The organism is Arenimonas terrae (assembly GCF_006265115.1).
Lineage (GTDB): Bacteria > Pseudomonadota > Gammaproteobacteria > Xanthomonadales > Xanthomonadaceae > Arenimonas > Arenimonas terrae.
Map to the genome: position 1 here is coordinate 1 of NZ_SMDR01000003.1, position 21,953 is coordinate 21,953.

Below are 21,953 nucleotides of genomic sequence, written 5' to 3' on the forward strand. Positions count from 1 at the left end.
CGCGCCGGATGATTTGTTCCATGCATCAGAGTCCGTTCCATTGGTGGTCTCCGTCCGGCATAGTGCCGCCTAACCAATCATTCAAGCCGACGCCTACGGCGCGGCTTAACTAAGGCGTTAGGCCGATATGAGCCACTCGTTGTACTCACTCCTTCAGCGACTTGAGACCGCCAGGATTCCGTTCACGCTTGCGCGGTATCGCCCGGATTCAATCCTCGTCGCAATCACCATTGTTGGAGAACGCGTCGAGATTGATGTTTTCGAGGACGGACACATGGAGGTGTCGCGCTTCAAAGGCCATGAGGACGTGGAAGGAGGGGCCGCGCTCGTCGCAGAGATCATTTCTGCAAACACCGAGCCAGCGGCCTAACTAATCATTCAAGCCGACGCCTTCAGCGCGGCTTAACTAAGGCGTTAGCCCTCAAGAGCATGATCACCGTTGCCCGATACTTCGAGCCATCCGAAGCCCACGTGGTTCGCGCACTTCTGGAGTCGGCCGGGCTGAAGGCGACGGTGGCGGACGAGCACCACGTGACCGCGAACTATCCGATCTCTACGGCGCTCGGAGGCGTGAGGGTCCAAGTCCCTGATGAGAACTTCGAGGCGGCGAAAGCCCTTGTCGCCGCTTACGCGAGCGGCGAACTGCAGCGCGAGCTTGAGCGGGACGTTGGTGAGGAACCGGAGGCATGCCCGGCGTGCGGTTCGGTCGAGGTGACCGGACGTGTGCCAGTCAGCACTAAAATGCTGGCAATCGCGGTGTTTCTTCTAGGCTCAGCGACATTCCCTACAACCGACTCCGTGCGAAAGTGTGCGAGCTGCGAGCACAGTTGGTCCGGGGCTAACTAATCATTCAAGCCGACGCCTTCGGCGCGGCTTAACTTAGGCGTTAGGCTTCAATGAGCGCATGGAAAGCGGCAACTCTACTTGTGGTACTGCACGCCCTGTTCGGAGCAGCCTTTGGCGTGTTCATGGACAATCCAGTCGCCGCCATGGTGCTCCAGGTCATCCAGATTGTTCTAATGGCTGGCGTTATATTTGCTTGGGCAAGCCTGGACGCAAGAGCAGAGGGAAAGTCGCTCGGAACCGCCCAAGGAGTTTGTCTAATCCTGTTTGGCTACTTTGCCGTTCCGTTCTACCTCGCCTCTTATCGGCAGACTGCCAACTGGTTGCGCTGGACCGGCAAGGGCCTAACAATCTTTGTTGCGTGCACAGGGGCATTCATGTTGGCCGCCGCTGCCTCATCAGGCATGCTGGCCTAACTAATCATTCAAGCCGACGCCTTCGGCGCGGCTTAACTCAGGCGTTAGGCGTCGGTCCGGTGACAGAGGGCCGCTGACGGGAGAACGAAATGAGGGCCATCATTCTCGGCGCCATTTTTCTGCTGTTGTCCTGTGCCTCCAGCCGCGCCGCGGCAGTTGACGTAGTCCGATATGTGTATGCCAAGAAGGCTGGGGCCGTTGACCTGGTCTATAGGGTCGATGGAAAGTCATTCAACGAGAGTGAGCTAAGCCCATATTTTCGTGCGAACACAAAGCGCTGGCCGCGCGATACTTTAGAGCTGCGCCTTGTTTTTGACGGAGATGTCCCGCTGGCTTGGTTCCATCATGCTCGTCGCACCTTCATATTCTTAGGGTTTGAGAAAATTCGCTGTTTCAGTGGCAGCGCTGAGTCGGGTAAAGCCATTGAAATAGAGGAAGTAGGACAATCAATCGCACTGCCAGAAGGCGGCTGGTAGCGGACCGGGAAAGAGGTTTCCCCCATCCAGTTAAGGCACGCTCGTCCAGGCGCCCAACTAATCAGTCAAACCGACGCCTACGGCGCGGCTCAACTAAGGCGTCGGGCCACGTATGCGAGCACTCATCGCAGTTCTTGTCTGTATAGCCAGCGCAGCGTGCGCGCGCGACACCGGTCTATCTGCAGTCAAGCCTACCCCGCCGACACTTCCGGCAACCCAAGAGGAGTGTCTGGCCCGATCGGGAACTTGGGGGTTTCATGACACCACGGAATCCACCGCACCCTTCTGCGCCCTGCCAACCACGGATGCGGGAAAGGCATGTACCGACTCGTCCCAGTGCCAAGGCCATTGCCTCGCGCCAGAAGGGACTCCGAGAGGGCGAAAAGTCGCTGGTTCTTGCGCGGCCTCATACTTCCCGGGAAGCTGTTTTACGCCCGTCGATGGCGGCAAGGCCTCTGGTCGCATCTGCGAGTAGGATGTTGCCCAACCATCCATTCAAGCCGACGCCTTCGACGCGGCTTAACTCAGGCGTTGGGACTCAGATGAAGCACCTCCTTGTTGCACTAATAGTCTCCCTCAGCACTCCCGCATCAGCATCGGAGACAGACAGCAATGGGCCCACCGTTTTTCAGGAGGGCTCGGCCCAGGCAGTTCTGCCGAGCGACATGGAAGTGACATCCGTTTCGAGCGGGCTTCGCGCCGTGTTCGGCTCTAGCAAGGACCACACTCTTGAACTTTCGTTTAGTCGCTCACCCCCAGGCACAAGTGCTGACGGAAGAGAATTCGTCAGGGCGGCGGCGGTCGCAAAAGCTGCTCAACTCAAGACCGCTACCGACAGGGTCCTGTTCATGGACCCTGCGGGCGACTTGGAGCGCGAGGGGAAGACATTCAGAATCGTTCACTGGCAGATCGGCGTACAGGAGGGTGTTTTTGTCCTGACGGTCACAGCGCCGATGCCTATGTCTCCGGAGCTGGACGACTTCCTTGGCGCGGGCCTGCAGACTATGGTCAACAGCGTCGCAGCTGTGGATCCTGACTAGTCATCCAGGCCGACGCCCACGGCGCGGCTAAACCACGGCGTTTTGCCCATGCCCCGAGATTCCAAGGTCTATTTCGTTCGACTGCTGTTCTGGGCAGCCGCCATCTTCGTCATCGCGCGGCCGCTGCGCACGGTTCGGGCCGAGATTGGTGACGCTGCCTGGCTCCTGGGTTATCGTGAGCGCAGCGCCAAGGACCGATGGGACATCGATATAGATGACTAGCTTTCCTGGCGCCCGTCGTTGGTCGGGGCGTCGGGTTTCAGCTGTCGCCGAACCCGTGCTTCCACCCGGCGCCGTCGGCGCGGTCTGACCCAAGCTTCGGACGAAAATGACGAACGCCGCTCGACAGATTGCGCAGCACCAGGCCCGCATCCGGCAGCTGAAGCGTGATGCGCTGTTTGGCGGACTTGTCCTGGCCCTGCTGCTTGCCCTGGTGGTCTGCGCTTTCCGGTTCGACTGGCATGTTCTGGCCAAGGTGGCCCTGCTTCTGCCTTCGCTCGGGATGCTCATGCATGCCGCCGCGCCCTACACGAGGATGAGGGATCACCGCAGAAAAATCGCGGCGCTGGAGGCCGGGGGCGACCGGGCTGATCAGCACCCAGGCCCCTGAAAGCCCATTCGAGCCGGCGCCCACTGCACCGACCATTCCATTGGGGCCCGCAGTCGTGGCAGTGTTCCCCCGAGATTGAGGCAACCGGAAGGACATCAGGGGACGATCATGCGGTTGATTGCACAAGGCCTTCTGTTCCTGCCCTTGGTGCTCGGCTACTGGTACGTGCACGGCAAGCTCGCCATTTGGGTCCAATGGCTTCCCGACTTGTTTTCCGAGCGGACGTACCAGCTGGCCGGCCTTCTGCTGGGCACCTCTCTGTGCGGCGCGCTGGCGGGGCTCATCGTCTCCGGGCCCGTCCACTTTCTCTACCGGCCGAGGGCAATCGCCGTGGCCGCGGCCATCGCCCTGCTCGCCGGAGCTTTCGACGCGTATCACCTTCGCCTGGCCGGCGCTTTGCCCTTCACCAAGCTGGCCCTGCTCCTCGACCTTCTCGTCTTCCTGCTGGCGCTACCGCTGTGCATGCTGCTGTTCAGGCGTCTGGCCCCCAAGCCGCCATTGGCGCCGGTAGCGTGAGATCCCATGTCCGCAATCCCAACTGCAGAATTCCTGGTCTGGCGATGATCGCGATCTTTGCGTACGCCAGCGGGCTGAACTCGCGCAACCGGAAGTCCCCATGAGGTTCGCAGGGCGCATCTCCGACTGGAATGAAGCGAAAGGTTATGGCTTCGTCGTCCCGCACGACGGCGGCGACCGGGCCTTCGTGCATATCAAGGCCTTCCAGCCCGGCGCGCGCCGGCCGGTGGATGGCGACCTGATTTCGTATGCGATCTCGAAGGATGGGCGCGGCCGGAACAATGCCGTGGATATACGCTTCGCGGGCCAACGCATCGAAGCGCCTCGGCCGCGGACGGCGGAGCGGTCGCGCCGGCCCCTGCCCCGGATCGCGATGGCCCTGGGGTTCTTCGGACTGCTGGGGGCAGGCACGGCGCTGTCGGTGCTGCCGGTGCTCGTTCCGGTCGCCTACACACTGCTGAGCCTCGCGTCCTTCCTGATGTACGTGCTCGACAAGGCGGCGGCAGGCCACGGCGCGCAGCGCACGCCGGAGAGCACGCTGCACTTGATGGACCTCGCCGGCGGCTGGCCGGGCGCGCTGATCGCGCAGCAGACGTCCCGGCACAAGACGGTTAAGACGTCCTTCCAGTCCGTGTTCTGGTTTACCGTCGTCGCCAACCTGGCGGCCGTCTTCTGGCTGGTGCACAGCGGCACGGCGCGTTTGCTGTCGACGGCCTGGCTGGGGATGTAGGGGTCCGCCGAAGCGCCTAGCCCTTCCCGGCCGGCGCATGCTGACCGATCATCGGCACCACACACACCTCACGGACGCACCATGTCCCCTGCCCTGCGCAAACTGCTGGCGATCCTGGGCGGGCTGCTGATCGCCGCGGGCATCACCTGGTACCCCTGGACCTACTGGGACCATTTCACCGGCAGCGCCAGTTCGGTGTACGGCATGTCGGCGGTGGTCTGGGCGCCGGCGGCGCTGATCATCGGGCTGGTGGCCGGAACGTCCTTCGCCGTGGTGGTGTGGCCGCGCCGGCCGCGGCGCGGGCCGGCGCCGCCGAAGGATCACTTCGAAGCCTAGAATGACGGCGCGTCGACCACCGAGGAGACCGGCATGGACCTGAGCCTTGTCCAGACCTTCCTGCTGTACTGCGCCGCGATCAACTACGGCATCCTGCTGCTGTGGTTCGCAGTGTTCACGCTCGCGCACGACGCGGTGTACCGGCTGCACACGCGCTGGTTCCGCCTGTCGCGCGAAAGCTTCGACGCGCTCAACTATGGCGGCGTGGCCGTGTACAAGATCGGCATCATGCTGTTCGTGCTGGTGCCGCTGCTCGCGGTCACACTGATGAAGACCTGATGGACCTGCGCATGCCCAAGACCCTCGCCTTCGCCCTCGTCGCCTGCCTGGCCGCGCTGTCCACCGGCGCCGGCGCCGAGACCCGGATGCGCGGCCACTACTACGGGGGCAAGGGTTTCGAAGTCTTCCGTCCCTGCGGCTCGCCGCAGTCGTTCTGGGTGGTCGGCAGCGAGCGTCTGATCCAGCGGCTGCGCGATCGCGCCGTTGCGCTGTTCGCGACCGGCGCGCCGCCCGCGCGGTCGGTCTATGTCGAAGTCTCCGGCGTGGTGGAGCGCGGCGTCGACCCCCGCTATGTGGAGGACGATGGCCCGGGCATGGTCCGCTTCACGTCGCTGCATCGCATGAAGGCGGCGCCGCCGAAGGATTGCCCGGCCCATGACTGAGGCTTCCGGCCTTCCGGCCCGCGACCCCGGCGGCGACCCCACCGACCGCATCGTCGCCTTCCTGCGCGGCATCGGCCTGGACGTGCGCGAAGGCGACGTCGGCGCGGCGCCCTTCCTGCCCGGCCTGCGGATCGAGGCCGGCGCCCTGGTCTTCGACCGCGAACGGCTGACCTGGCCGGGCGATCTGCTGCACGAAGCCGGGCACCTGGCCGTGACGCCGGCGGCCCGGCGCGCGCTGCAGTCGGAGGCACTGGACGACGACGCCATGGGCGAGTTCGAGGCCACCGCCTGGGCCTATGCGGCGACAGTGGCGATCGGGCTGGATCCGGCGGTGCTGTTCCATGAGGGCGGCTACCACGGGCGCTCCGCGGCCCTGATCACCACCTACTCCTTCGGCGTCTACCCGGGTGTGCAGGGCCTGGTCGCGATGGGCCTGGCGGTGCCGGGCGACGTGGCGCGCGCGCAGGGCCTCGCCCCGTATCCGGTGATGCGGCGCTGGCTGCGGGAATGAGGGCGCTGACGCGCATGGCCGCGTTCATTGCGCGGCTGGCGGGTCCGTCGTACGGTGGCCGCGGGCTCCGGGTCACCGCCCGGTAGTCCGCCCCTTCCCCCCACTGAACCAGGAGTTCGCCATGAAGACCGTCCTGCTCGCCGTCCTGGTCCTTTTCCTGGCCGCCTGCGGCCATATCCGCATCGTCGACGACGGCCACGGCGCGAAGGCCGGTGGCGACACCGTGCTGATCTGCCACAAGGGCAAGAAGACGATGGAGCTGCCGCGCTCGGCGGCCGGCGGCCACATGAACCACGGCGACCGCTACGGCCGCTGCTGATCGGCTGCGCGGGTGGGCCGCCGCCGGCGGTCCATCCGCTCCCTCGACGCTCCGCCAGGCCGGCGCAAACGCCGGCGCCTGACCCCATCCGGGACGTGCGGACGTTCACGGTTCCGCGCGCCTGCCTGTTCCGGGGGCGCGGCACCGTGATACATAACCGACGTCCGGCGGCCGCCGGACTACTTCCTGAGGGGGAGGTTGTATGGACCTGCGATACCCGGCCGCGCTCGCGGCCCTGCTGCTGGCCGGCGCCAGCGGCCCGGCGCACGCCGAAACCCAGTACGCGCTGACCTGCGTCGGCACCAACACCGACTACACCATCTACTACCAGTACCGCTGGGGCGAAGACGGCGAGTGGCACGACGCCAGCGTCGACCCCGGCAAGTGGAAGAACCACACCTGGGACTACGACTATCCGGGCGAGGATGAATCTCCGCAGTTCATGATCCGCTACGACGACGACCTGAGCGACGGCGAGAACCAGGTCGTCACCCGGCTCGACTCCTACGCGGCCGAGTACAACGACTGCGAGGACGAGGGCAAGACCTACGACTTCTACGAGCAGGACAACGAGCTCTTCGTGCAGGAAAACGACTGAGGCGCGCGGCGCGCCCACCCGCGATATGCGAGCATTCAGCGGCCCGGGCGGATGATCCCCCCGGGCCCTGGAGAACCACGATGAACCGACTGCTGAGCGTCCCGCTGGTGCTGCTGCTCGCCGGCTGCGCCGGCACGTCCACGGTGATGATGGGGCCCGCGCGGGCGCCGGTGGACCCGGCCCAGGTGCGCATCTACCGCACGCCGCCGCCGGATTCGGTCGAAATCGCCCAGCTCGAGTCCACCAGCGGCATCGGCTTCGGCACCCAGGGCCAGACCGATGCGGCGATCGCCCGACTCAAGCGCGAGGCCGGGGCGTTGGGCGCCAACGGCATCATCCTGCTGGGCACCGGCGCCAGCCGGTCGCCGGTGGGCATGTCGGTGGGTGCGGCCAGCTACGGCCGGCACAGCGCGGGGGGCATCGGCATCGGCATTCCGACCACGCAGAAACATGCGGCGGGCGTGGCGATCTACGTGCCGGCGCCCGGCGACTATCCCGCCGACGCCTCGTCCGAAGAAATCCCGGCGGCCGATTCCCCGCCGGATGACATCCCGGCGGCCGACGCGCCGCCGGAAGACTGATCAGCCGCCGGCGGCAGCCCGCGGGGCCGCGGCCGTGCGCTGCGTGGCCTTGAGCCGCGCCAGCGCCTCGGCGATCGCCTTCTCGCCTTCGATCACTTCGCCGCGGGCGTAACCGTCGCCCACTTCTTCGTCGCCGCGCAGGTGGCCCGGCAGGTCCTGTTCGCGCAGGCCGCGGGTGGCTTCGCCGCGCAGCACCACGTCCGGGCGGATGCCGCGGGCCTGGATGGACTTGCCGCTGGGCGTGAAATAACGCGCGGTGGTGAGCTTCACCGAATCGCCGTTCTCCAGCGGCACCACGGTCTGCACCGAGCCCTTGCCGAAGGTGCGGCTGCCCATCACGGTGGCGCGGTCGTGGTCGCTGAGCGCACCCGCCAGCACTTCGGCCGCGCTGGCGGTGCCGGCGTCGACCAGCACCACCACCGGCGCGCCGGAGAGCAGGTCGCCGGTCTTGGCGTGGTAGCTGGCGTTGGAATACGGCAGGCGGCCCTTGGTGCTGACGATCAGACCGGTTTCGAGCAGGGCGTCGGCGGCTTCGACGGCGGCGTTGAGCAGGCCGCCCGGGTTCGAGCGCAGGTCCAGGACCAGGCCGGCGAGCTGGCCGCCCGACTGCTGGTTCAGCGCACGCAGCTGACGCACCACCTGCGGGCCGGTGTCGGTCTGGAAGGTGCTGATGCGCAGGTAGCCGTAGCCGGGTTCGAGCAGGCGGCTGCTGACGCTGGTGACGCGGATGATCTCGCGGGTGATCTCGAGCTCGCGCGGCACCGACTCGCCGGTGCGCACCAGGGTCACCGACACCTTGGTGCCGGCCTCGCCGCGCAGGTCGCGGCTGACGGAATCGGCGCCGTCTTTGCCCAGCGGCGCGCCGTCGATGGCGATGATGACGTCGCCGGCGCGCAGCCCGGCGCGCTGCGCCGGCGTGCCGTCGATCGGCGAGATCACAAGGATGCTGCCGTCGGCGCGCTGTTCGATCTCGACGCCGACGCCGGAGTAGGCGCCCTCGGTCTGTTCCTGCAGGTCTTCGGCCTCTTCCTTCTCGAGGTAGGCGCTGTGCGGATCCAGGTCCGAGAGCAGGCCGCGCAGCGCCGCCTTCATCAGCTCCTGGTCGTTGATCGGCTCGACGTAGGCGTCCTTGATGGCGCGGTAGACGGCGACGTAGCGCTGGATCTCCTCCAGCGGCACGGTGCGCGGCGTCGGTTCGGCCAGGGTCGGCGCGGCCGGCTCGGCGTCCGCGGCCGGAGACTGGGCGAAGGCTGGCGTGGCCAGGGCGGTCAGCAGGATCAGGAGGGGGCGCATGGCCGGCATTATGCGCCGGGCGCGCGGCGCTTTAGGAGGGCCGCCGGCGCCTTCACGCCCGCCGGTCGGCGCACCGGCGCCGTCCGCGCCGCGGCCTCAGGGCCGCAGCCAGGGCTTGGGGTCCTGGGGCTGGCCGTTGCGGCGCAGTTCGAAATACAGGGCCGGCCGGCCCTGCCCGCCCGAGCTGCCGACGGTGGCCAGCGGTTCGCCGCTGCGCACCCAGTCGCCGACGTCCTTGAGCAGGGCGTCGTTGAAGGCGTAAAGGCTCATCCAGCCGTCGCCGTGGTCGACGATGGTCAGCAGGCCATAACCCTTCAACCAGTCCGAATACGCGATGCGGCCGGGCGCGACCGCGCGCACCTCGGCGCCGGCGGTGCCGGCGATCAGCAGGCCGTCGCTGGTGCGGCCGTCCGGCAGGCGGCCGCCGAAAGCCGCCAGCGCGGTGCCGGCCAGCGGACGGCCGAGCTGGCCACGGCGGGTGGCGAAGGGCCGGTTGTCGTCGACCTGGCGCGGGATGTCGGCGACGGCGTCGCGCAGCTGTTCGAGCAGCCGCAGCACGGCCTTTTCGTCGCGGCCGAGCGCGGCCAGGCGCGCGGCCCGGTCCTTGAACTGCGCCTCGACCGTGGCCAGCACGCCGGCGCGTTCGCCGCGCTGGGCTTCGAGCGCGTCCAGTTCGGTCTGCTGCTGCAGGCGCGCGGCCTCCAGGATCTGGCGCTGGTCGACGATCTGCTGGGCGACGGCGGCCAGTTCGCGCAGCTCGGCCAGCAGGCCGGTGATGCGCTGCTGGCGGTCGGCCTGGAAATAGCGGTGGTAGGCCAGCACGCGGGCCAGGTCGCTCATGCGGTCCTGGGCCAGCAGCAGCTTGAGCTGTTCGTGGCGGCCGAGCGCGTAGGCCGAACGCACCAGGGCGGCCAGGGCCTCGCGCTGCTCGGACAGGCCGGCTTCGAGCGCGAGCTTCTTCGCCTCGAGCTGCTGCAGCTCGAGCTCCTGGGTGGCGATGCCGGCTTCGGTGCGGCGCAGCGCGCGCACGGCTTCGTTGACCTTGCCGTCGGCGGCGCGCAGGGCCTTGGCGGCGTCGCCGCGTTCGGACTCCAGCCCGCGCTGCTCGTTGGCGATCGCCTTGATCTGGGCGCGCAGGGCGTCCAGGCGCTTCTGCGCGGCAGCTTCCTTCTGCGCGCGCTCGGGCGCGCCCTGTGCCAGGGCCACCGGCGCAGCCAGCGCCAGCATCAGCAGCAGCGCGGCGGTGCGGATCAAGCCAGCTGCACCAGCGGGCGGCCGGTCATTTCCGGCGGCTGCGGCAGGCCCAGCAGGGCCAGCATCGTCGGCGCGATGTCGCGCAGGGCGCCGCCGCTGCGCAGCTGTGCCCGGCGGCCGAAATAGACGAAGGGCACCGGGCCGACCGTGTGCGAGGTGTGGGCCTGGCCGGTTTCCGGGTCGCGCATCATCTCGAGGTTGCCGTGGTCGGCGGTGACGATCATCTCGCCGCCGACGCTTTCCAGCGCGCTGCGGATCGCGCCCAGCGCGTCGTCCACCGCTTCGGCGGCCTTCACCGCGGCGGCGAGGATGCCACTGTGGCCGACCATGTCGGGGTTGGCGACATTGCACAGGATCACGTCGTGCCGGCGCGCGCGGATGTCGTCGGTGAGGCGGGCGGTGAGCAGCGGCAGGTTCATCTCGGGCTGCAGGTCGTACGTCGCCACCTTGGGCGACGGGATCAGGGCGCGCTCCTCGCCGGGCAGCTGCGTTTCGCGGCCGCCGGACATGAAGAAGGTGACGTGCGCATACTTCTCGGTCTCGGCGATGCGCAGCTGGCTCAGGCCGTGGGCGGCCAGCACGTCGCCCAGGGTGTTACGCAGGTCCTCGGGGCCGTAGGCGACCGGCGCCGGCAGCCTGGCGTCGTATTCGGTCAGGCAGACAAAGCGCGACAGCGCCAGCGGGCGCGGCTTGGCGAAGCCGCTGAAATCGGGAGAGACGAACACCGACGTGAGCTGGCGCGCGCGGTCGGCGCGGAAGTTCATGAACACCACCGCGTCGCCGTCGCGCATCGGCCGGTGGCCGGTGATGACGGTGGGTTGCACGAACTCGTCGTTTTCGTCGCGGCCGTAGGCGGCGTGCAGGGCGGTGATCGCGTCCGAGGCGGTGTCGTCGGCTTCGGCTTCGGCCATCGCCCGGTAGGCGCGCTCGACGCGGTCCCAGCGCTGGTCGCGGTCCATCGCCCAGTAGCGGCCGCTGACGGTGGCGATGCGGGCGTCGGCGCCCTGGGCGCAGATCGCGGCGAGTTTGGCCAGGCTCGGTTCGGCCGAACGCGGCGGCGTGTCGCGGCCGTCGAGGAAGGCGTGCACGGCGATGTCGGCCACGCCCTGGCGGCGCGCCAGTTCGATCATCGCGAACAGGTGCTCTTCGTGGCTGTGCACGCCGCCCGGCGACAGCAGGCCGAACAGGTGCAGGGTGCCGCCGTTCGCCTTCGCCGCGGCGCAGGCGGCGACCAGCTCGGCATTGGTGTAGAAACTGCCGTCCTCGATCGCCGCGTCCACGCGGGTCAGGTCCTGGTAGACGATGCGGCCGGCGCCGATGTTCATGTGGCCGACCTCGGAATTGCCCATCTGGCCGTCCGGCAGGCCGACGTGTTTGCCTTCGGTGTGCACCAGGGTGTGCGGATATTCGGCCAGCAGGCGGCGCCAGTTCGGCAGCCGGGCCTGGGCCAGGGCGTTGTCGGCCGGATCCTCGCGGTGGCCCCAGCCATCGAGGATCAACAGCAGCAGGGGCTTGGGACGGGGGCTGGCGGCGGACAAGGCGGACTCCGGGACGAATGGCACGGGGGAATTGTAGCCCCGGCGCGGAAACTGGTCCCGCCCGCCTTTAAACCCTCGGCGCGGCCCCCGCATCCCAGCGGGGAATTCCACAGGAGCCACCCCATGCGCGTCAGCAAGCTCGCCACCCTCATCTCCCTGTCCCTGGCCCTGGCCGCCGGCCCGGCGCTGGCCCAGCAGAACATCGACAAGGTGTTCGGCGGCATCACCGCCGAAGCCGGCCAGGAATATGGTTCGCTCGAATCGGTCAACGGCGGCATCACCATCCGCGAAGGCGCCACCGTGCGCAGCGCCGAGACCGTCAACGGCGGCATCAGCATCGACGACAAGGCCAGGGTCGGCAGCGCCGAAGCGGTGAACGGCGGCATCAGCCTGGGCGTGGACGCCAGCGTCGGCTCGATCGAGACCGTCAACGGCGGCATCAACCTCGACCGCAACGCCCGGGTCGAGAACGACGTCGAGACCGTCAACGGCGGCATCAAGGCCCAGCAGGCGGTGCGCATCGGCGGCGACGCCGAGACCGTGAACGGCGCGATCAGCCTGCTCGGCGCCGAAGTCGGCGGCGGCCTGACCACCACCAATGGCGACATCACGCTGGCGCGCGGCGCCGTGGTGCGCGGCGGCATCCTGGTCGAGAAGCCGCAGGGCAACTGGTGGCGCACCGGCGAGCAGCGCAAGCCGCGCATCGTCATCGGCGCCAACTCCACGGTCGCGGGCACGCTGGTGTTCGAGCGCGAGGTCGAGCTGTTCGTGCATCCGACGGCGAAGATCGGCGCGGTGACCGGCGCCACCGCGCAGTCCTTCACCGACAGCCTGCCGGCGCGCGACGACTGACCGGGCCGCAGGGCCCCGGAAACGCGATCCGCGTCACGGTTCAGGTTCTCGGAAAGCCCGCCCTCCGGCGGGCTTTTCCGTGGGGGCTGGCGAAGCCGCCGGAGAGGCTAGAATCGGGGTTCCCCGCCTCCGAGGAACCCCAAGGAATGAAGCGCACCCTGCTATTCGCCGCCGCCACGCTCGCCCTGGCGGCCTGCAGCCAGGCTCCGGAACCGGCCGCACCCGCCGAGCCGGTCGCCCAGGCCCCCGCTCCCGCCGAGCACGGGTTCGGCCCCGAGATTTCCGCCGAAGATTTCGCCCAGCACGTGAAGGTGCTGGCCTCCGACGAGTTCGGCGGCCGCGCCCCGGGCACCGACGGCGAACAGAAGACCGCCGACTATCTGGTGGCCCAGTTCCAGCGCCTCGGCCTGCAGCCGGGCAATGGCGACAGCTGGTTCCAGGAAGTGCCGATGGTCGAGACCACGGCCGACGAGCCGGCGTCCAACGCCTTCATCCGCATCGGCGAAGCGCAGACCGCGCTCGGCTTCGGCACCGACATGGCCCTGGGCACGCGCACCGCCCAGGCCGAGGTGAAGGTCGACGCCAGCGAGATGGTGTTCGTCGGCTACGGCGTGAACGCGCCCGAAGCCAACTGGAACGATTACGCCGGGCTCGACGTGAAGGGCAAGACCGTGGTGATCCTGGTCAACGACCCGGGCTTCCATGCCGGCGACGCCGAGCTCTTCAGCGGCAAGAAGATGACCTACTACGGCCGCTGGACCTACAAGTTTGAAGAGGCCGCGCGCCAGGGCGCCGCCGCCGCGCTGATCGTGCACGACGACGCCGGCGCCGGTTACGGCTGGGACGTGGTGAAGAACAGCTGGTCCGGCGCGCAGTACGACCTGCCGGCCAGCGCCGATCCGGAGCCGCGCCTGCCGCTGCAGGGCTGGCTCACCGCCGAGGCGGCGACCAAGCTGTTCGCCGATGCCGGGCTCGACTTCGAAGCGCAGCGCGCCGCGGCCGGCAAGCCCGGCTTCAGCGCGGTGGACCTGGGCGAGGCGAGCTTCAGCGCGACGCTCAAGAGCACGATCAAGGAATCGAGCTCGCGCAACATCCTGGCCAAGCTGCCCGGCAGCGAACGCCCGGACGAGGCCATCGTCTACACCGCGCACTGGGACCACCTGGGCGACCACGGCGCGGCGCACGGCGCCGAAGCCGCGGGCGAAGGCGAGGACCACATCTACAACGGCGCCATCGACAACGCGACCGGCGTCGCCGGCGTGCTCGAGATCGCCGAAGCCTTCACCGTGCAGGACCCGAAGCCGAAGCGTTCGGTCGTGTTCCTGCTGGTGACGCTGGAGGAATCGGGCCTGCTGGGTTCGAAGTACTACGCCGCCAACCCGGTGATCCCGCTCAAGGACACGGTGGCCGTGGTGAACCTGGACGCGATGCCGGTGGTCGGCCCGACCAAGGACTTCGTGGTGATCGGCCTGGGCAATTCCGAGCTCGACCAGGTGCTCGAGCCGATCGCGGCCGCTCAGGGCCGCGTGCTGGTGGAAGAGGACGGCGTCGAGAAGGGCTTCTTCTTCCGCTCCGACCACTTCAGCTTCGCCAAGTTCGGCGTGCCGGCGCTGTATGCCAAGGGCGGCATCGACCACGTCGAGAAGGGCGCGGAGTTCGGCCGCGAGGTGCAGGCCAACTACGGCGGCGTGCTGTACCACAAGCCGGCCGACGAGTTCGACCCGGCCTGGGACCTGCGCGGCATCGTCCAGGACCTGGGCGCGCTGTACGGCGTGGGCAAGGAGCTGGCCGGCAACGACGCCTGGCCGAACTACGTCGAAGGCAATGCCTTCAAGGCCGCGCGCGACAAGTCGCGGGCCGACGCCGCGTCGAACTGATCGACCGCTGTTCCGGGAAAAGGCCGCGCACCGCGCGGCCTTTTTCTTTGCGCGCCCGCGGCGCCGCGGTCAGAAGCGCAGCGACAGGCAGCTCAGGCCGCCGTCGAGCTTGGCGAACTCGCTCATGTCCAGCTCCCGCAGCCGGTAGCCGAGCGCGCGCAGATTCGCCGCCAGTTTCGGGTGGCCGCGGGCCAGCAGCACGGTGTCGTTCACCTGCACGGCGTTGGCGCCGTAGGCCTCGGCGGCGTCCACCACCACGCGCTCGTGGCCGGCGAAGGCCGGGTGCGCGGCGAGTTCCGGGATCAGCAGCAGGCGTTCGCCGGCCAGGCAGGCGATGCCGCTCTTGAGGTGCAGGATCGAATCCAGGCCGCGGATGTCGACCGTACTGGCGCCGTAACCCCGGGTCTGCAGCCAGCGCGCGAGCTGGCGCGCGCCGTGTTCGTTGGTGCGCGCCGAAATGCCGATGAACACGTGCCGGCCCGCTTCGCAGATGTCGCCACCGTCGACGGTGCCCGGCGCTTCGATGGTGGCGAGCGTCGGGAAGAATGCGCGCAGCGCCGGTTCGATCGCCTCGGCCTCGCCCAGCCGGCTCGAGGCGCCGGGCCGGGTCAGGATCGCGCCTTCGGCCAGCACGATGGCGGTGTCCTCGACGAAGGTGCCGTCCGGATGGCGCGGATCCGCGGGCAGCACGGTCAGCGCCAGGCCGGCGTCGCGCAGGGCGTCGGCGTAGGCCGCGTGCTGCGCCAGCGTCAGCTCGAAGGACGGGACGCCGAGGTCGACGCGGGTCAGGCCGTCGGCGTAGTTGGCGCCGGGCAGGCGCAGGATCGCGTGTCGGAACATCGTCGGACTCCGGGACGGATGGCCCAGCTTACCCGGCGCGCGGCCGTCAGTACTTGCCCATGAAATCGCGCTTGCCGATCTCGACGCCGCCGTGGCGCAGCAGCGCGTAACTGGTGGTGACGTGGAAGAAGAACTGCGGCAGGCCGTAAGCCAGCAGGTAGGCCTGGCCGTCGAGGCGGCGCTCCTTGGGCGTGCCCGGGCGCAGCACGATCTCGCGGCCGGCGGCGCCTTCGAAGGCGCCGGCGTCGAGGCCGGCGATGAAGTCCAGGGTGCGGCGGATGCGCGCCTGCAGCTCGTCGAAGGTCTTCTCGCTGTCCTCCCAGGCCGGCACCTCGGCGCCGGCGAGGCGCGCGCTGACGCTCTTGGCGAAATCGCAGGCGATCTGCACCTGGCGCAGCAGCGGGAACATGTCGGGGAAAAGGCGCGACTGCAGCAGCGCGTCGGGTTCGATCTTGCGCTCGGTGGCATGGGCCGCGGCCTTGGCCAGCACGTCGGACAGGCCGCCGAGCAGCTGGGCGAAGACGGGAACGGAGGCGGCGTGCAGGGACAGGGTCATGGGCGGCTCGAGGTCGGGAGAAGCGGCGATGGTACGCGCCTCAGGCCGGCTGCGGCGCGGGCGGCGCGATGCGCGCCTCGCGGATGGGCAGGTTGACCAGGGCCGCCATCAGCGCCAGCGCGATGTCGGCGTACCACATCCAGGTGTAGTCGCCGAAACGCGTGAAGGCCAGGCCACCCAGGTACGCGCCCAGGAAACCGCCGATCTGGTGCGAGAACAGCGTCAGCCCGAACAGCGTGGCGAGATAGCGCACGCCGAAGAGTTTGCCGACGATGGCCGCGGTCGGCGGCACCGTCGCCAGCCAGGTGAAACCCAGGCCCGCGGCGAACAGGTAGAAGGTCCATTCCGTGCGCGGCGCCGCCAGGTACAGCGCGATCAGCAGCGCGCGCGAGGCGTACATCCAGGCCAGCACGTACTTGCTGCGGTACTTCGAGACCCAGGCGCCGGCGAACAGGCTGCCGACGATGTTGGCCAGGCCGATGATCGCCAGCGACCAGCTGGCCACAGAAGGCGGCAGGCCGCACAGGTCCACTTCGCCCGGCAGGTGCGTCACGAGGAAGGCGATGTGGAAACCGCAGGTGAAAAATCCCAGGTGCAGCAGCAGGTAGCTGCGGTCGCGCAGCGCGCCGGACATCGCGTCCATCACGCCGGTGTCGCCGGCCTGCTTCGGCACCACGACCGGCGCGCCGCGGGTCAGGCGGCCGATCATCGGCAGCGCCGCGAGGGTCATCAGCGCCAGCGACCACATCGCGCCCATCCAGCCGAAGGCCTGGATGAGCTTCTGCAGGATCGGCGCGAACACGAACTGGCCGAAGGAACCGCCGGCGTTGATGACGCCCGACGCGGCCCCGCGCGCCTCCGGCGGCAGGCGCTGCGCCGCCGCACCGATCAGCACGGAGAAGCTGCCGGCACCGGAACCGATCGCCGACAGCAGGCCCAGCGACACGATCAGGCCGAAGCCCGTGCCCATGAAGGGCGTGAGCGCGCTGCCCAGGGCCAGCACCAGCACGCCGGCCACCAGCACCACGCGCGGCCCGTAGCGGTCGGCCGCGGCACCGGCGATCGGCTGCACCGCGCCCCAGCTGAACTGGCCGATCGCCAGCGCCAGGCTGATGGTGGCGATGCCCAGGCCGGTGCTCTGGTCCATCGGCGCGATGAACAGGCCCAGCGACTGCCGGGCGCCCATGGTGATCATCAGCACGCCGGCGGCGGCCAGGGTGGTGATCAGGATCTCGCGGGTGCCCAGGGCTTTGAACATGGGAAGCGGCCGGCGGCGCCGGCAGGGCGGCGGAGAGGACGCAGCATAGGCGCGTGACCGGGGCCGCAGTAGAGCCAATTCCGCATCACTGTGTGGCCTTTGGCGGGATTGGCGCCGCCAGCGCTCAGGCGCCGGCCGCGGCCTGCAGGGCCCGATGGCCCGGCGCCAGCGCGCCCTGAATGCGCTGCCGGTCGCCGTCCTGGAACCATTGCCGCTTGCGCGCACTGTCGGCTTCGAAGGGCTGGTGCAGGGCCTTGGAATGCACGCCCAGGCGCTGCGCGATCCGCGCCCGCGCCGCCGCCGAGGGCACGAGGCCGAAATGCCGGCAGGCGCCATCGATGCCCGCGGCATCGAGCCGCGCATAGTCGAGCGGCATCGCCTCGGGATCCCCGGCGCAGGCCCGCATCGCGTCCGTCAGCGCCTTCAGGACGCCGATCCGGAAATCCAGCAGGTCCGCTTCGCCCGACAGCGGGGCGAAGGCCGGGTGCAGCGCCGCCAGCGCCGGATCCCCGGCCATGTGCCGGCCCGCCGACCGGGCGTGCGAGGCGAGGATCTCCTCCGGCTCGCGGAACAGCAGCACCCGCGGCACGCCGGGAAACGCCGCGTCGATGAGCGGAAACCGGAACAGGTCCCAGGCGTTCCACTTCACAACGATCCGTCCGCGTCCGGCGAACGGCGCCGCCTGCAGGCGGACCAGCCGCGGCAGGGCCGCGCGTTTCTGCGTCTCCGTCAGCGTGGCGTCGAGCAGCAGGGCCGTGAGCAGCGGCGATTCGGACAGCACGCTGGTGTCGTCGAGCTCGGCCAGGCCGCCCGACAGCAGGGTGGAACCGCAGCGCGAGAGATGGAAGATGAATCCCGCTGGCGCCGCCGCTTCGTCCGCCGACGGCGACAGCAGCGGCGCCAGCGCGGTGCGCGGCTGCACCAGCTGGTTGAACACGCTGCCCTGCCGGCAGCGCGCGAGGTACTGGTCCTGGAAGGGCTCGGTCGCATGCCCCTTCGGCCACAGCCAGGCGATGCGGCGTGTCGCGGCGTCGTAGTGGCCGGGAAACCAGTGGCCCTCGAGCCGGCGCGGGTCGAGGTCCAGCGCCTGGCGGTTGGCGTCGTTCAATGCGGCGACCAGGGCGCCGTCGCCGGCCGGCGCCTGCGGCCAGAGTTGCCGGAGCCGCTGCAGCAGGTCCGCGAGCGTGCTCGCCCCGGCGCAGAAAGCGGACTGCTCCGGCGATTCGACCAGCGCCCGGTAGGACGGCAGCAGGTCCATCGTCAGCTTCGGGCCGCGGCGCCTGCGGCGACCTGGGCGCGCAGCCAGTCGTTCGCCACGCAGTCGATCACCAGGTTGATGCGGTCGGAGTCACCGCGGTTGTGTACTTCATGCGTGCGTTCGGCGTTGAAGTACCACAGCTCGCCGGCGCGCATCGGCACGCGCCGGCCTTCGACCAGGAAATCGATCGTGTCGCTGGTCTGGATCGACAGGTGCAGGCGCGCCTGGCCGGATTCCAGGCTCAGCCCGGGGTCGAAGTGCGGCCGGATCTGCGCGCCGGCCTTGAGCCGCATCAAGCGCACCGCCCGCAGTGGACACTGCAGCTGCGCCAGCAGGTCGCGGATGGCCGGGCAGTGATCCAGCACCGGCAGGTCCTGCCAGTCCTCGCCGTCGGTGATCGCAAAACCCTGCAGGATCGGATGCGCGTCCACATGCTGGCGCTGGCAGCGCAGCGGCAGCACGTCCCAGCCGCCGATGTAGTCGTTGCGGTTGACGTGGTCGAGCCAGGGCCGCGGCAGCAGCACCGCCAGCTCGACCTGCAGCGCCGGCAGCACGACGGTGGCGTCCAGGCGGGCGAACAGCACCACGCCGCCGGCATCGGCAGCCTGCGGGCGTTCGTGCGGGGCGGACGGAGGATTCATCGGCGATCGGGATCAGGGCGGCGCGAGGAAAGCCGTCACCGCCTCCGCCACCTGCCGCGGCTGCGCCATCAGTGGCATGTGCCCGCAGCCCGACAGCAGCACGGTGGTGCTCTCGCGCAGGCCGCGGCGGAAGGTCTCGGCGGCGCTGACGTCGATCACCTTGTCGTCGCGGCACCACAGCAGCAGGGCCGGCGCGCGGATGTTGCCCAGTTCGGTCTCCAGCACCAGCGCGTCCGGGCCGCGACCGATCTGCTCGAGCACCTGCTGCTCGAAGCCGGCGTCGGCGCGGCGGCGCCGCACCAGGGCTTCGTTCGCCGGCCAGGGCACGAAGGGCGGATCGGCGAACACGATGCCCAGGAAGCGCTTGAGCTCGCCGCGGCTGGTGACCTGATAGGGATTTTCGCCGGCCAGCACCGCATTGGCGAAGGCGTTCTCCTCGAAGGTGACGCCGGCCGAGGACATCAGCGAGATGCGCTCGACCAGCTCCGGCTGCCGCGCCGCCAGCAGGCCGACGATCTGCCCGCCCATCGAATGCCCGACCAGCAGGGCCGGCTTGGCCGGCAGCGTGCGCAGGAACTCGGCCAGCCGCTGCATCTGCGCGACCGGGCCGTAGTCGGCGCCGGCCTGGCGCTCGCTCTCGCCCCAGCCCGGCAGGTCGGGTGCGACCAGGCGGTAGGACTTGCCCAGCTCGCGCATCAGCGGCAGCCAGTTCTCCTTGCTGCCGACGAAGCCGTGCACCAGCACCAGCAGCGGCTTGTCGGCGTCGCCGGCCTCGAGCACCGACCAGCGATGGCCGGCGACCTGCACCTGGGTGAGTTCGGCGCCGGCCAGCCAGCGCTGGCGCGCGAACTCGGCCTGCAGCACCTTCTCCGGCGCGCTGGCGGCGAAGCCGACCACGCCCAGGGCGATCCCGAGCGAGGCGGCGAGCACGATCTTGCGCGGGCGGGCCGCGCGCCGGGGCTTCATGCGGTCACGGCGCCGGGGCGGCCTTGGCCTTGGCCAACAGGGCCTCGACCGAGGCGCTGGTGATCGGGTGGTAGCCGGGCTTGGCCATCGCATAGATCTGCTCGGCGAAGGCCAGGCCGTCGGCAGTCTGCACCAGGGCCTCGTAGGTCGGCATGATCAGCTTGCGGCGGCCGATCTTGCGCAGGAACAGCGACATCGCCGGCCGCGCCTCGAAGTACTCGCTGCGCACGGTCAGCGGGTACCAGCGCTGGGCGATCTCGCCGTTGGCGGTGCCGGTGAAGCGGAAGGCCTGGTCCAGTTCCACCAGGCGCTCGGCCGGGACTTCCCTGGGCAGCCCCTCGAGGAAGTACACCCATTCCTGGGTGGTCCAGGCGCTGGTGTCGAGTTCGCGCGCGGCGGTGCGGCGCTTGATCCAGGATTCGCGGGTGGCGTCGACGGCGTCGAAGCGCGGCGACGCGGTCTGCGGCGCGAAGGCCGGAATGCCGGGCGAGGACAGCCAGGTCGTCAGCTCGGCCTCGGTGATCGCGCCGGGCTTCTTCGCCATCAGCTCGCTGCGCAGGAAGGCGACGAACTGCTCGGTGCTCACGCTCTGGAAGGCGTGGCTGTCGAACCAGCTGCGCAGGAAGGGATCGAAGGTCTCGCGGCCGTAGCGCTGCTCGAGGAACTGCAGGAACCAGGCGCCCTTGTCGTAGGCGATCGAACCCAGCGCGTCCTCGGGGTCGGAACCGGTGCGCGGCGGCAGCATCAGCACCTGCTGCTCGACCGGGATCTCGGCCAGGTCCGCCTTGAGCCCGTTGCGGCTGTTGACGAACTCCATGTCGGCCCGCTCCTTGCCGTACAGCGCCTCGACGATGCGGTTCTCGACGTAGCTGGTGAAGCCCTCGTTGAGCCACATGTCCTTCCAGCTGGCATTGGTGACCAGGTTGCCGGACCAGGAGTGCGCGAGCTCGTGCGCGATCAGCGACACCAGCGACTTGTCGCCGGCGATCACGGTCGGGGTGATGAAGCTCAGGCGCGGGTTCTCCATGCCGCCGAAGGGGAAGGACGGCGGCAGGATCAGCAGGTCGTAGCGCTCCCAGCGGTAGGGGCCGTAGAGCGACTCGGTCACCTCGATCATCTTCTCGGTGTCCTCGAATTCCTTCACCGCGCGGTCCACCGTCTGCGGCTCGGCCCAGACGCCGGCGCGCGGCGAGATCGGCTTGAACACCAGGTCGCCGGCGGCGATCGCCATCAGGTAGGACGGGATCGGCTGCGGCATCTTGAAGCTGTAGTCGCCGTCGCGCGGCGCGGCCGGGTCGTTGTCGGCGCTCATCAGCGCCATCACGTCGGCCGGCGTGCGCACGTGCGCGGTGTAGGTGAAGCGCACCGAAGGCGTGTCCTGCAGCGGCACCCAGCTGCGGGCGTGGATGGCCTGCGACTGGCTGAACATGAAGGGCGTCTTGCCACCGGCGGTCATGGACGGCGCCAGCCACTGCAGACCCGAGGCCTCGGGCGAGGTGCGGTAGCCGATGCGCACCTGTTCGTACTGGCGCGGCAGGGTGATGGTGAGCTTGCTGCCGAAACGTTCGTCGCGCGGCGCCAGCACGAACTCCATGGCCTTCCAGCGGCGGCTGCCGTTGCGGGCTTCGACGGTGGCGATCTTCAGGTCGCGGGTGTCGAGCACCAGCTCGCGGTGGTCTTCGTCCGCCCAGGCCAGGCTGAGGATGGCGGTGCCGGACAGTTCGCGCAGGCCGAAGTCGATGCCCAGGTCCAGGGCCAGGTCGGTGATGCGGACCTTGTCGGGCTCGGCATAGGAATGTTCGTCGGCGCGCCGGTCCTGGGCCAGGGCCGGCAGGGTGGCGGCAAGCAGGACCAGCGTGCTGAGAACGGGCAGGACAAGGCGGCGCATGGGCGGTTCCGGGCGGGTGGACCGCCGGATTCTAGCGCGGCCGGGCCGGGGGCGTCCGTGCCACCAAAGTCCATGCCGCCCGGGCGGCCCGGTG

The 21,953-nt window shown here is 69.3% G+C and carries 28 protein-coding genes; 17 read left to right on the plus strand and 11 right to left on the minus strand.

Translation table 11 applies throughout. The features are described 5' to 3' along the window. The first annotated feature begins 127 nt into the window (after positions 1-127). The 6 genes from E1B00_RS11680 to E1B00_RS15665 all read left to right on the plus strand — a co-directional run bounded on the left by E1B00_RS11680 (position 128) and on the right by E1B00_RS15665 (position 2,997). Positions 128-370, plus strand: a complete 243-nt coding sequence (locus E1B00_RS11680) for a hypothetical protein (protein ID WP_139449004.1) — start codon at positions 128-130, stop codon at positions 368-370. Positions 371-429: 59 nt separating this feature from the next. Continuing rightward, positions 430-846, plus strand: coding sequence for a putative signal transducing protein (locus tag E1B00_RS11685; RefSeq protein WP_139449006.1), 417 nt, complete (start codon positions 430-432; stop codon positions 844-846). A 50-nt stretch (positions 847-896) separates the two neighbouring features. Beyond that, complete coding sequence (locus E1B00_RS11690; RefSeq protein ID WP_139449008.1) at positions 897-1,259, plus strand: hypothetical protein; 363 nt, start codon at positions 897-899, stop codon at positions 1,257-1,259. Between the two features lie 89 nt (positions 1,260-1,348). Beyond that, positions 1,349-1,735 (plus strand): hypothetical protein, encoded by a 387-nt coding sequence (locus E1B00_RS11695; RefSeq protein WP_139449010.1) that lies wholly within the window; start codon positions 1,349-1,351, stop codon positions 1,733-1,735. A gap of 542 nt (positions 1,736-2,277) precedes the next feature. Then, positions 2,278-2,775 (plus strand): hypothetical protein, encoded by a 498-nt coding sequence (locus E1B00_RS11700; protein WP_139449011.1) that lies wholly within the window; start codon positions 2,278-2,280, stop codon positions 2,773-2,775. Between the two features lie 48 nt (positions 2,776-2,823). Then, positions 2,824-2,997 (plus strand): hypothetical protein, encoded by a 174-nt coding sequence (locus E1B00_RS15665; RefSeq protein ID WP_176693229.1) that lies wholly within the window; start codon positions 2,824-2,826, stop codon positions 2,995-2,997. A gap of 37 nt (positions 2,998-3,034) precedes the next feature. Here the strand turns inward: E1B00_RS15665 and E1B00_RS11705 are convergent, their stop codons facing one another. Next, a complete protein-coding gene (locus tag E1B00_RS11705) occupies positions 3,035-3,373 on the minus strand; it encodes a hypothetical protein (RefSeq protein WP_139449013.1) in 339 nt (112 codons plus the stop codon). A 120-nt stretch (positions 3,374-3,493) separates the two neighbouring features. Between E1B00_RS11705 and E1B00_RS11710 the strand changes: the two genes are divergently transcribed. From E1B00_RS11710 to E1B00_RS11750, 9 genes are all read left to right on the plus strand, one after another. Continuing rightward, on the plus strand, positions 3,494-3,901 hold the full coding sequence (locus tag E1B00_RS11710) for a hypothetical protein (protein ID WP_139449014.1): 408 nt from the start codon (positions 3,494-3,496) through the stop codon (positions 3,899-3,901). A 100-nt stretch (positions 3,902-4,001) separates the two neighbouring features. Next, complete coding sequence (locus E1B00_RS11715; protein ID WP_139449016.1) at positions 4,002-4,631, plus strand: DUF1294 domain-containing protein; 630 nt, start codon at positions 4,002-4,004, stop codon at positions 4,629-4,631. An 81-nt stretch (positions 4,632-4,712) separates the two neighbouring features. After that, a complete protein-coding gene (locus E1B00_RS11720; RefSeq protein ID WP_139449018.1) occupies positions 4,713-4,967 on the plus strand; it encodes a hypothetical protein in 255 nt (84 codons plus the stop codon). A 33-nt stretch (positions 4,968-5,000) separates the two neighbouring features. After that, positions 5,001-5,246, plus strand: a complete 246-nt coding sequence (locus E1B00_RS11725) for a DUF6868 family protein (protein ID WP_139449019.1) — start codon at positions 5,001-5,003, stop codon at positions 5,244-5,246. Beyond that, complete coding sequence (locus E1B00_RS11730) at positions 5,246-5,629, plus strand: hypothetical protein (RefSeq protein WP_139449021.1); 384 nt, start codon at positions 5,246-5,248, stop codon at positions 5,627-5,629. The genes E1B00_RS11725 and E1B00_RS11730 overlap by 1 nt, the downstream gene beginning before the upstream one ends. After that, positions 5,622-6,140 (plus strand): hypothetical protein, encoded by a 519-nt coding sequence (locus tag E1B00_RS11735; RefSeq protein ID WP_139449022.1) that lies wholly within the window; start codon positions 5,622-5,624, stop codon positions 6,138-6,140. The genes E1B00_RS11730 and E1B00_RS11735 overlap by 8 nt, the downstream gene beginning before the upstream one ends. Positions 6,141-6,261: 121 nt before the next feature. After that, on the plus strand, positions 6,262-6,459 hold the full coding sequence (locus E1B00_RS11740) for a hypothetical protein (protein WP_139449024.1): 198 nt from the start codon (positions 6,262-6,264) through the stop codon (positions 6,457-6,459). A gap of 202 nt (positions 6,460-6,661) precedes the next feature. Next, positions 6,662-7,057, plus strand: a complete 396-nt coding sequence (locus E1B00_RS11745; RefSeq protein ID WP_139449025.1) for a hypothetical protein — start codon at positions 6,662-6,664, stop codon at positions 7,055-7,057. An 80-nt stretch (positions 7,058-7,137) separates the two neighbouring features. Beyond that, a complete protein-coding gene (locus E1B00_RS11750; RefSeq protein ID WP_139449027.1) occupies positions 7,138-7,638 on the plus strand; it encodes a hypothetical protein in 501 nt (166 codons plus the stop codon). Here E1B00_RS11750 and E1B00_RS11755 read toward each other — a convergent pair whose 3' ends face one another. The 3 genes from E1B00_RS11755 to gpmI form a co-directional block, all read right to left on the minus strand. Next, positions 7,639-8,931: a S41 family peptidase gene (locus tag E1B00_RS11755; protein WP_246048690.1), complete on the minus strand. Its 1,293-nt coding sequence runs from the start codon at positions 8,929-8,931 to the stop codon at positions 7,639-7,641. A 96-nt stretch (positions 8,932-9,027) separates the two neighbouring features. After that, positions 9,028-10,185 (minus strand): murein hydrolase activator EnvC family protein, encoded by a 1,158-nt coding sequence (locus E1B00_RS11760; protein ID WP_246048692.1) that lies wholly within the window; start codon positions 10,183-10,185, stop codon positions 9,028-9,030. Beyond that, positions 10,182-11,723, minus strand: a complete 1,542-nt coding sequence (gpmI, locus tag E1B00_RS11765) for a 2,3-bisphosphoglycerate-independent phosphoglycerate mutase (RefSeq protein ID WP_246048694.1) — start codon at positions 11,721-11,723, stop codon at positions 10,182-10,184. The genes E1B00_RS11760 and gpmI overlap by 4 nt, the downstream gene beginning before the upstream one ends. Before the next feature lie 123 nt (positions 11,724-11,846). On the opposite strand from gpmI, the gene E1B00_RS11770 reads away from it, so the two are divergent. Further along, the gene (locus tag E1B00_RS11770; RefSeq protein WP_139449032.1) at positions 11,847-12,575 is read left to right on the plus strand and encodes a DUF4097 family beta strand repeat-containing protein; all 729 of its coding nucleotides are present in this window, start codon (positions 11,847-11,849) and stop codon (positions 12,573-12,575) included. Positions 12,576-12,721: 146 nt separating this feature from the next. Then, positions 12,722-14,452, plus strand: coding sequence for a M28 family metallopeptidase (locus tag E1B00_RS11775; RefSeq protein ID WP_139449034.1), 1,731 nt, complete (start codon positions 12,722-12,724; stop codon positions 14,450-14,452). A gap of 69 nt (positions 14,453-14,521) precedes the next feature. On the opposite strand, the gene E1B00_RS11780 is transcribed toward E1B00_RS11775, so the two are convergent. The 7 genes from E1B00_RS11780 to E1B00_RS11810 form a co-directional block, all read right to left on the minus strand. Then, positions 14,522-15,292: a dimethylarginine dimethylaminohydrolase family protein gene (locus E1B00_RS11780; protein WP_139449035.1), complete on the minus strand. Its 771-nt coding sequence runs from the start codon at positions 15,290-15,292 to the stop codon at positions 14,522-14,524. A 46-nt stretch (positions 15,293-15,338) separates the two neighbouring features. Next, positions 15,339-15,848, minus strand: a complete 510-nt coding sequence (locus tag E1B00_RS11785) for a DUF1993 domain-containing protein (protein ID WP_139449037.1) — start codon at positions 15,846-15,848, stop codon at positions 15,339-15,341. A 40-nt stretch (positions 15,849-15,888) separates the two neighbouring features. Beyond that, complete coding sequence (locus tag E1B00_RS11790; RefSeq protein ID WP_139449039.1) at positions 15,889-17,106, minus strand: MFS transporter; 1,218 nt, start codon at positions 17,104-17,106, stop codon at positions 15,889-15,891. Between the two features lie 124 nt (positions 17,107-17,230). After that, positions 17,231-18,364, minus strand: a complete 1,134-nt coding sequence (locus E1B00_RS11795; protein ID WP_139449041.1) for a sulfotransferase family protein — start codon at positions 18,362-18,364, stop codon at positions 17,231-17,233. A 2-nt stretch (positions 18,365-18,366) separates the two neighbouring features. Further along, complete coding sequence (locus E1B00_RS11800) at positions 18,367-19,005, minus strand: aspartyl/asparaginyl beta-hydroxylase domain-containing protein (protein WP_139449043.1); 639 nt, start codon at positions 19,003-19,005, stop codon at positions 18,367-18,369. 12 nt (positions 19,006-19,017) lie between these two features. Next, positions 19,018-19,971, minus strand: a complete 954-nt coding sequence (locus tag E1B00_RS11805) for an alpha/beta fold hydrolase (protein WP_176693230.1) — start codon at positions 19,969-19,971, stop codon at positions 19,018-19,020. A gap of 4 nt (positions 19,972-19,975) precedes the next feature. Next, complete coding sequence (locus tag E1B00_RS11810) at positions 19,976-21,859, minus strand: M1 family metallopeptidase (RefSeq protein ID WP_139449047.1); 1,884 nt, start codon at positions 21,857-21,859, stop codon at positions 19,976-19,978. Between the last annotated feature and the right edge of the window lie 94 nt (positions 21,860-21,953).

Coding starts and splice junctions, on each gene's coding strand:
- E1B00_RS11680 (WP_139449004.1), top strand. CDS start 128: ATGAGCCACTCGTTGTACTCACTCCTTCAGCGACTTGAGACCGCCAGG.
- E1B00_RS11685 (WP_139449006.1), top strand. CDS start 430: ATGATCACCGTTGCCCGATACTTCGAGCCATCCGAAGCCCACGTGGTT.
- E1B00_RS11690 (WP_139449008.1), top strand. CDS start 897: ATGAGCGCATGGAAAGCGGCAACTCTACTTGTGGTACTGCACGCCCTG.
- E1B00_RS11695 (WP_139449010.1), top strand. CDS start 1,349: ATGAGGGCCATCATTCTCGGCGCCATTTTTCTGCTGTTGTCCTGTGCC.
- E1B00_RS11700 (WP_139449011.1), top strand. CDS start 2,278: ATGAAGCACCTCCTTGTTGCACTAATAGTCTCCCTCAGCACTCCCGCA.
- E1B00_RS15665 (WP_176693229.1), top strand. CDS start 2,824: ATGCCCCGAGATTCCAAGGTCTATTTCGTTCGACTGCTGTTCTGGGCA.
- E1B00_RS11710 (WP_139449014.1), top strand. CDS start 3,494: ATGCGGTTGATTGCACAAGGCCTTCTGTTCCTGCCCTTGGTGCTCGGC.
- E1B00_RS11715 (WP_139449016.1), top strand. CDS start 4,002: ATGAGGTTCGCAGGGCGCATCTCCGACTGGAATGAAGCGAAAGGTTAT.
- E1B00_RS11720 (WP_139449018.1), top strand. CDS start 4,713: ATGTCCCCTGCCCTGCGCAAACTGCTGGCGATCCTGGGCGGGCTGCTG.
- E1B00_RS11725 (WP_139449019.1), top strand. CDS start 5,001: ATGGACCTGAGCCTTGTCCAGACCTTCCTGCTGTACTGCGCCGCGATC.
- E1B00_RS11730 (WP_139449021.1), top strand. CDS start 5,246: ATGGACCTGCGCATGCCCAAGACCCTCGCCTTCGCCCTCGTCGCCTGC.
- E1B00_RS11735 (WP_139449022.1), top strand. CDS start 5,622: ATGACTGAGGCTTCCGGCCTTCCGGCCCGCGACCCCGGCGGCGACCCC.
- E1B00_RS11740 (WP_139449024.1), top strand. CDS start 6,262: ATGAAGACCGTCCTGCTCGCCGTCCTGGTCCTTTTCCTGGCCGCCTGC.
- E1B00_RS11745 (WP_139449025.1), top strand. CDS start 6,662: ATGGACCTGCGATACCCGGCCGCGCTCGCGGCCCTGCTGCTGGCCGGC.
- E1B00_RS11750 (WP_139449027.1), top strand. CDS start 7,138: ATGAACCGACTGCTGAGCGTCCCGCTGGTGCTGCTGCTCGCCGGCTGC.
- E1B00_RS11755 (WP_246048690.1), bottom strand. CDS start 8,931: ATGCGCCCCCTCCTGATCCTGCTGACCGCCCTGGCCACGCCAGCCTTC.
- E1B00_RS11770 (WP_139449032.1), top strand. CDS start 11,847: ATGCGCGTCAGCAAGCTCGCCACCCTCATCTCCCTGTCCCTGGCCCTG.
- E1B00_RS11775 (WP_139449034.1), top strand. CDS start 12,722: ATGAAGCGCACCCTGCTATTCGCCGCCGCCACGCTCGCCCTGGCGGCC.
- E1B00_RS11780 (WP_139449035.1), bottom strand. CDS start 15,292: ATGTTCCGACACGCGATCCTGCGCCTGCCCGGCGCCAACTACGCCGAC.
- E1B00_RS11785 (WP_139449037.1), bottom strand. CDS start 15,848: ATGACCCTGTCCCTGCACGCCGCCTCCGTTCCCGTCTTCGCCCAGCTG.
- E1B00_RS11790 (WP_139449039.1), bottom strand. CDS start 17,106: ATGTTCAAAGCCCTGGGCACCCGCGAGATCCTGATCACCACCCTGGCC.
- E1B00_RS11795 (WP_139449041.1), bottom strand. CDS start 18,364: ATGGACCTGCTGCCGTCCTACCGGGCGCTGGTCGAATCGCCGGAGCAG.
- E1B00_RS11800 (WP_139449043.1), bottom strand. CDS start 19,005: ATGAATCCTCCGTCCGCCCCGCACGAACGCCCGCAGGCTGCCGATGCC.
- E1B00_RS11805 (WP_176693230.1), bottom strand. CDS start 19,971: ATGAAGCCCCGGCGCGCGGCCCGCCCGCGCAAGATCGTGCTCGCCGCC.
- E1B00_RS11810 (WP_139449047.1), bottom strand. CDS start 21,859: ATGCGCCGCCTTGTCCTGCCCGTTCTCAGCACGCTGGTCCTGCTTGCC.